The organism is Marivirga sp. (assembly GCF_024636815.1).
GTDB lineage: Bacteria > Bacteroidota > Bacteroidia > Cytophagales > Cyclobacteriaceae > Marivirga.
In genome coordinates this window covers 1-7,260 of record NZ_JAGXGF010000171.1, presented here as the reverse complement: position 1 = coordinate 7,260, position 7,260 = coordinate 1, and the positions used below count along the sequence as shown (strand labels likewise).

General features: G+C 35.5%; 7 protein-coding genes. 4 read left to right on the top strand and 3 right to left on the bottom strand.

The window, feature by feature from the left end; translation table 11 throughout:
- Nucleotides 1–2: 2 nt before the first annotated feature.
- The 4 genes from Q0L29_RS12590 to rimK are packed head-to-tail and all read left to right on the top strand — an operon-like array spanning nucleotide 3 to nucleotide 4,484.
- A complete protein-coding gene (locus Q0L29_RS12590; RefSeq protein ID WP_296622166.1) occupies nucleotides 3–1,331 on the top strand; it encodes an O-acetylhomoserine aminocarboxypropyltransferase/cysteine synthase family protein in 1,329 nt (442 codons plus the stop codon).
- A complete protein-coding gene (gene metX, locus Q0L29_RS12585; protein WP_296622164.1) occupies nucleotides 1,318–2,334 on the top strand; it encodes a homoserine O-acetyltransferase in 1,017 nt (338 codons plus the stop codon). The genes Q0L29_RS12590 and metX overlap by 14 nt, the downstream gene beginning before the upstream one ends.
- Nucleotides 2,321–3,520 (top strand): homoserine dehydrogenase, encoded by a 1,200-nt coding sequence (locus Q0L29_RS12580; RefSeq protein WP_296622162.1) that lies wholly within the window; start codon nucleotides 2,321–2,323, stop codon nucleotides 3,518–3,520. Before metX ends, Q0L29_RS12580 begins: the two co-directional genes overlap by 14 nt.
- 52 nt (nucleotides 3,521–3,572) lie before the next feature.
- Complete coding sequence (gene rimK, locus Q0L29_RS12575) at nucleotides 3,573–4,484, top strand: 30S ribosomal protein S6--L-glutamate ligase (protein WP_296622160.1); 912 nt, start codon at nucleotides 3,573–3,575, stop codon at nucleotides 4,482–4,484.
- 403 nt (nucleotides 4,485–4,887) lie between these two features.
- Here rimK and clpX read toward each other — a convergent pair whose 3' ends face one another.
- From clpX to Q0L29_RS12560, 3 genes are all read right to left on the bottom strand, one after another.
- On the bottom strand, nucleotides 4,888–6,126 hold the full coding sequence (gene clpX, locus Q0L29_RS12570; RefSeq protein WP_296622158.1) for an ATP-dependent Clp protease ATP-binding subunit ClpX: 1,239 nt from the start codon (nucleotides 6,124–6,126) through the stop codon (nucleotides 4,888–4,890).
- Nucleotides 6,126–6,794 (bottom strand): ClpP family protease, encoded by a 669-nt coding sequence (locus Q0L29_RS12565; protein ID WP_296622156.1) that lies wholly within the window; start codon nucleotides 6,792–6,794, stop codon nucleotides 6,126–6,128. Before Q0L29_RS12565 ends, clpX begins: the two co-directional genes overlap by 1 nt.
- An 81-nt stretch (nucleotides 6,795–6,875) precedes the next feature.
- Nucleotides 6,876–7,181, bottom strand: a complete 306-nt coding sequence (locus tag Q0L29_RS12560) for a hypothetical protein (RefSeq protein WP_296622154.1) — start codon at nucleotides 7,179–7,181, stop codon at nucleotides 6,876–6,878.
- Nucleotides 7,182–7,260 lie beyond the last annotated feature (79 nt).

Here is a 7,260-nt window from a genome sequence, read left to right as displayed (position 1 = left end):
TTATGTCAACTACACAAAAATTCGAAACATTACAATTGCATGCAGGCCAAGAGCCTGACCCAACCACTAACTCTAGAGCAGTACCGATTTATCAGACTACTAGCTATGTTTTCAATAACTCAGAGCATGGTGCTAACTTATTCGGTTTAAAAGAATTCGGCAATATCTATTCACGAATTATGAACCCGACTAATGATGTATTTGAGAAAAGAATTGCAGCTCTTGAAGGTGGCGTGGCAGCAGTTTCAGTCGCTTCTGGTCAAGCAGCGCAGTTCATTGCATTGAATAACATCCTGGAAGCAGGAGACAACTTTGTTTCTTCCAAATATCTTTATGGTGGTACTTATATTCAATTTAAAGTATCATTTAAAAGATTGGGAGTTGAAGCAAGGTTTACACCAGATGAAGAAGTAGAATCCTATGAGGCTTTAATAGATGAAAACACCAAAGCTATTTATTTGGAAACTATTGGGAATCCAACTTTCAATATTCCTGATTTTGAAGCAATTGCTGCTTTGGCTAAAAAACATGACTTACCACTAATTGTTGATAATACTTTTGGTGCTGGTGGATATTTATTTAGACCTATTGAACATGGAGCAAACATTGTGGTAGAGTCTGCCACAAAATGGATAGGAGGACATGGTACTTCAGTAGGTGGAGTTATTACAGATGCTGGAAATTACAATTGGGGTAATGGTAAATTCCCTCAGTTTTCCGAGCCCTCTGAAGGTTACCACGGATTAAATTTCTGGGAAACTTTTGGAGAGGGGAATCCACTAGGACTTCCTAATATTGCTTATGCCATTAGAGCTAGAGTAGAAGGATTAAGAGATTTCGGACCGGCTCTAAGCCCGTTTAATAGCTTCCTACTTTTGCAAGGTTTAGAAACGCTTTCTTTGAGAGTGCAAAGAACAGTAGATAATGCCTTGAAATTGGCCTATTGGTTAGAAAAGCATCCATTGGTTGAAAAAGTGAATTACCCGGGATTAGAAAGTAGCAAATATTATCATCTGGCCAAGAAATATCTTCATAATGGTTATGGAGGCGTTTTATCCTTTACTCTCAAAGGAGATAAGGAAGAGACTAAAGGCTTTGTAGATAATCTGAAATTGGTAAGTCATTTGGCAAATGTAGGTGATGCTAAAACTTTGATTATTCAGCCTTCTGCTACCACACATCAGCAATTATCAGATGATGAACAATTATCTGCAGGTATAAGCCCGAATCTTTTACGGGTTTCTATAGGCATTGAGCACATTGATGATATTATAGGTGATTTCACACAATCTTTTCAAAAAATCCAAGAAGAGAGTTATGCCACAGCATAAATTACAACATCATTTTCAATTGGAAAGTGGACAAACTTTAAACGCTGCCTCTCTATATTATGAAGTTTTAGGAGAAATTTCAGAAGATAAGGAAGTGGTTTGGGTTTGTCATGCTTTTACAGGAAGCGCCACTGTTAAAGACTGGTGGGCTTCCCTTTTTCTTGAAAATGGTGGATTTATTGATCTAGAAAAGCATACCGTCATCTGTGCTAATATGCTGGGCTCCTGTTATGGAAGTACCGGACCTGACTCTATAAATCCTGATACTGGAACAGTTTATGGTGATAAATTTCCCGAAATAAATAATAGAGATGTAGTCCGGGCTTTTATAGGATTGAGAAAAGCTTTAAAAATTTCAAAGATAAATTACCTGATTGGAGGCTCACTCGGTGGACAACAAGCTTTAGAATGGTCTGTCCTAGAACCTGACGTGATTGAAAATCAGATTCTAGTAGCTTCAAATGCTAAGCATTCCGCTTGGGGAATTGCCTTTAATGATTTGCAGAGACAAGCTATTGAACTGGGTGAAAATGGAACCAATGAGGAGAAGCAAAAAGCTTTATCCCTGGCTCGAAGTATAGCCATGCTAAGCTATAGAAGCTATGATGATTTTGAAATAAACCAAGCTGGAAAAAGTGAACAGGGAGACTGGAAAGTCACCTCCTACTTAAAATATCAAGGCAAAAAATTTAATGGGAGGTTTAGTCTGAATAGTTATAAAGTGCTTTCCAAAATGATGGACGCCCATAACATAGCAGAAACCAGAGGAGATGATTTGAAAGAAGTCTTAAGCGCTATCAAAACCAACACTTTATGCATTGGAATTGATTCTGACAACCTTTTCCCTTTAGAGGAACAAGGATTTATGAGTGAAAATATACCAAATGCTATATTAGAAGTAATTCCATCTTTTAAAGGTCATGATGCATTCTTAATTGATGGAAATAAGATTTCCCATTTTATCAATAAACATTTAAACAACTCTTTACATGAAGAAATTTAAAGCAGGGTTATTTGGATTAGGAGTAGTTGGCTCAGGAGTTTACAAAGTTCTACAACAAAATAAAAAATATGGCATATCCATAGAAAAAATAGCGGTTAAAAACATCCATAAAAAAAGAGAGATAAAATTATCTGATGGCATCCTTACTAGCAAATCGGAAGATATTCTTGAGAATAGTGAATTAGATATCATTATTGAATTGATAAATGATCCAGAAGAGGCTTTCTATATAGTTAAAAGAGCATTTGAGAAAGGAAAATCCGTAGTTAGCGCAAATAAAAAAATGGTAGCCCTTTATCATAAGGAAATCCTCGAATTGCGGGAAAAGCATGGTGTGAAATTTTTCTACGAAGGAGCTGTATGTGGAAGTGTTCCTATTTTAAGGTTGCTTGATCAGCATTTCAAATCAGATCAAATAAAATCCATCAAAGCCATTGCCAATGGAACCTGCAATTTTATTCTTTCGAAAATGGTTGGCGAAAACCAAGATTATGATACAGCATTAAAAGAAGCTCAAGATTTAGGCTTTGCGGAATTAGACCCTTATTCTGATGTAAGCGGTGAAGATACACGCTTCAAATTATCCATTATGATTTATCATGCCTTTGGAATATTTGTGCATCCTAATGAAATTCCACTGCAGGGTATAAATTATTTGAATAAAAAAATCATAGACTTTGCACAAAAACATGGTTTAAAACTTAAACTAGTTGGAGAAGCTCTATTATTAAATGGTGAAATTAAAGCTAAAGTTGAACCTCAATTAGTGAATGATCGCCATGATTTTTACAATATTGAAAATGAATACAATGGAATTTTAGTAGATGCTGAATTCTCAGGAGAGCAGTTTGTAAAAGGAAAGGGAGCTGGAAGTTTTCCCACCGCTTTAGCTGTATTATCTAATTTGAAAGACTTAAAATATGATCTGGCTATTGCTAGAATTTCTAGTAATGACGATAAAATTCATTCAAAAAATTCAGCAGAAGAAATATATTTCATTTCAGGCTTTGACAGGGACTTTGATTTTGATGAAATAAATATTTTAAGTAATGAAGATGGCTATATCATAGCTAAAGGATATTTTCAGCAGTTTGATAATTTAAAAAAAACAATTCCTAATTTGTATTGGGTTCGTATTCCTCAAAATATTTTAAAAGAAATCAGAAAACAAGAAGCAATGGCTTAGGGATAACATCTTTTTTAGTTTACTTTGGCTTTTAAAAATAAAATTTACATACATGAAAATTGCAGTTCTTTCAAGAAATCAAAATTTATATTCTACCAAAAGACTAATAGAAGCCATTGAACAAAAAGGTCATGAAGCCATACGTCTTGACCACATGCGTTGTGATATTATAATGGATGAGGCAGGTCCTTCCATTTATTATCATGGAGAGAAATTAGAGAAAATTGATGCTATTATCCCTAGAATTGGAGCATCGGTAACCTTTTATGGAACAGCAGTAGTTCGTCAGTTTGAGATGATGAAAACATTCAGTGCAGTAGATTCATTGGCGATTACTCGTTCAAGAGATAAACTGAGAAGTTTACAAATTTTGTCCCGTTCAGGATTAGCAATGCCTCGAACAGCTTTTACTAACCAATCTGAAAATGCGGGGGATTATATCCTTGAACATCTAGGAAAAGCACCTGTAGTTTTGAAATTGTTGGAAGGCACACAAGGAATAGGTGTTGTTTTAGCTGAAACCAGAAAAGCTGCCGTATCTGTAATTGAAGCTTTTGAGGGCTTGAAAGCTCGTGTGATCATGCAAGAATTTATCAAAGAAGCTGGCGGTGCTGATATTCGTGTATTTATAGTAGATGGAGAAGTAGTTGGGGCAATGAAGCGGCAGGGAAAAGAAGGTGAATTCCGTTCGAATTTGCATAGAGGCGGTTCTGCTAACGTGATTAAATTAAGTAGAGCTGAAAAAGCAGCTGCACTAAAAGCAGCTAAATCAATGGGATTAGCAATCGCAGGTGTAGATATGTTGCAATCCTCAAGAGGGCCGTTAATTCTGGAAGTAAATTCTTCACCTGGATTGGAGGGAATCGAAAAAGCAACTGGAATAGATATTGCAGGTAAAATTATTGAATATATCGAAAGAGGAAAAGATAAAAAGCGATTGCCAAAAGATAATGTTAAAGCGTAATTTGAGACTTTAGATTTTAGAGTCTAGACGTGAGAATTAATTCAGTTTCCTGTATATTAAAACAGGTTTAAACTCATCCCGATCCGTCAGCCAGCTGGCGGACCACCCTTCTCTTTAAAAAAGAGAAGGGAAAAGTTGAAGTAATCATTGTAAAATCTGCACCAGATTTCTCCCCTCTCTTTGCCAAAGTGAGGGGAAGATTTGTCAAAGACAAATCAGGGGTGAGTTGTTAGTTAGCAGTTTAACAATATACTGATCAAACTGGTTATAAGTAGAAAAAAGAAAATTTGGAAGCAAAAGCCTGGAAATTCAATAAAAAAATCGCACAAAAAAAAGGGAGATTTATCGAATGATAAATCTCCCTTTTTTTGTCTAAAATCTAATATCTAGGTTCTAGAATCTCTTACGCTACTCTAAGATTTTTATATTTCGATTTCTCGAATTTAGAAGCAGCATATTTTTTATCAATTACCAAATCCGTTCCTGAGGATTCTCCATCAAATTCGAACATGGCATCAGTCATGATTACCTCACAAATAGACCTCAACCCTCTGGCACCTAGTTTGAATTCGACCGCTTTTTGAACAATATAATCCAATGCAGAATCTTCAACAACTAATTTAATACCTTCCATATCAAAAAGCTTAGTATACTGTTTTACCAAAGCATTTTTAGGTTCAGTAAGTATTAACTTTAAAGTATCTTTACTTAAAGGATCTAAATGAGTCAATACAGGTAATCTACCAATCAACTCCGGAATCAAACCAAAGTTTTTCAGATCCTGAGCTGTGATATATTGTAGAAGATTTTCCTTGTCAATTTCCTCTTCTCTGGTATCTGCTTTAGCAAAACCTAATGGAGTTGTGTTCAATCTGGAAGCTATGCCTCTGCTAATTCCGTCAAAAGCACCACCGCAAATGAATAAGATGTTTTCTGTATCAACATTAATCATTTTCTGATCAGGATGCTTTCTTCCACCTTGAGGTGGAACATTCACTGAAGTACCTTCTAATAATTTTAGCATGGCTTGCTGAACACCTTCACCACTTACATCTCTTGTAATAGACGGATTGTCCGATTTACGAGCAATTTTATCTATCTCATCAATGTAAACAATACCCCTTTGGGCAGCTTCAACATTGTAGTCTGCAGATTGTAATAATCTTGTCAGAATACTTTCAACATCTTCACCCACATAACCTGCTTCAGTTAATACAGTGGCGTCAGCTATGCAAAAAGGAACCTGTAAAATCTTAGCTAAAGTTTTAGCTAAATATGTTTTACCAGTACCGGTCTCCCCTACCATGATAATATTTGATTTCTCAATCGTAACATCATCTTTGGTAGATTTTTGCATCAATCTTTTGTAATGATTGTAAACTGCAACTGACATCACCTTTTTAGCTTCATCTTGACCTACAACGTACTGATCTAAATGATTTTTCATTTCGATCGGACGAATAAGATTGAATTTCGGGTCTTTAGAAGATGATTTTGTTTTAACTTCTTCTTGCAGAATTTGCTGAGCCTGAGCTATACACTTATCGCAAATATGCGCATGTATACCCGATATCATCAAATCAACATCTTTTTTGTTGCGTCCACAAAAAGAACAGGTTACTTGTGTTTTGTCTTCTGCCATTACTTTCTCACTAATACTTCATCAATCAATCCATATTCCTTAGCTTCTTCCGCTCTCATCCAGAAGTCCCTGTCAGAATCTTTTTCTACTTGCTTATAAGTTTTTCCACTATGCTTTGATAAGATGTTATATAAATCTTCTTTAACAGCTAGCGTTTGTTTCAAGGAAATTTCCATATCAGAAGCTTGTCCTTGCATACCACTCATTGGTTGGTGAATCATGATTCTTGAATGGGGCAATGCTGATCTTTTCTTTTCAGCTCCACCTGCTAATAAAACAGCTCCCATACTTGCAGCCAATCCAGTACAGATAGTTCCTACATCAGGAGAGATATAATGCATAGTGTCATAAATGCCTAAACCAGCATAAACCGAACCACCGGGGCTGTTGATATAAAGACTAATGTCTTTTTTAGCATCAACTGATTGTAAGAATAATAATTGAGCAGTAATTACATTGGCAATATTATCATCCACCTGCATCCCCAGGAAGATAATTCTATCCATGATTAAACGGGAAAAAACATCTATTTCCCTGAAATTGGTGGGGCGTTCTTCAATTACAGCTCTGGTCATATTTTCTACCTTCTTTACGTATGAATCCACCATACTACCTGATAAGCCTTCGCCTTTAACGGCAAATTTCCTAAATTCCTCTTTATTAATCATTTAAGTATTTTGTTATAAGTACAAATTTAAAAAAAAAGTCCTTCTTTAAAAGGACTTTTCAATTAACGGTAAATATAGCTTTTAGTTCTTATCTACAGCCTTTTTAAAGCCATCTAAATCAACTTTCTTTTCTTTGATAGAAATTTTGTCCTTAATAAAGTCCAAAACTCTTTTATTAAGCATCTCCTCATAGACTTTACGGTAGTTTTCACCATTTTCGCCTTGAAGATAATTTTGGGCAAAGCTGTCCATATTTTCGCCCAACTGATCTGCCATTCCGTATGCACCAAATTGCTCAGCAATCATTTTTTTGGTGTATTCCATCACGTCAGTATTATCAACTTTGATATCATCTTGATTAGCTTCAGCACTTTTGTTCTTAATCAAATTGAAACGCAAATCTTTAGTGTATAAATCATACTCTTTGTCGATTTGCTATTGAGTGACTTTTCCTTCGTTGCTTAAT

Excerpts from the sequence above, each read along its gene's own strand:
- Q0L29_RS12580 (WP_296622162.1), top strand. The coding sequence starts at position 2,321 with ATGAAGAAATTTAAAGCAGGGTTATTTGGATTAGGAGTAGTTGGCTCA.
- clpX (WP_296622158.1), bottom strand. The coding sequence starts at position 6,126 with ATGGCAGAAGACAAAACACAAGTAACCTGTTCTTTTTGTGGACGCAAC.
- Q0L29_RS12565 (WP_296622156.1), bottom strand. The coding sequence starts at position 6,794 with ATGATTAATAAAGAGGAATTTAGGAAATTTGCCGTTAAAGGCGAAGGC.
- metX (WP_296622164.1), top strand. The coding sequence starts at position 1,318 with ATGCCACAGCATAAATTACAACATCATTTTCAATTGGAAAGTGGACAA.
- rimK (WP_296622160.1), top strand. The coding sequence starts at position 3,573 with ATGAAAATTGCAGTTCTTTCAAGAAATCAAAATTTATATTCTACCAAA.
- Q0L29_RS12590 (WP_296622166.1), top strand. The coding sequence starts at position 3 with ATGTCAACTACACAAAAATTCGAAACATTACAATTGCATGCAGGCCAA.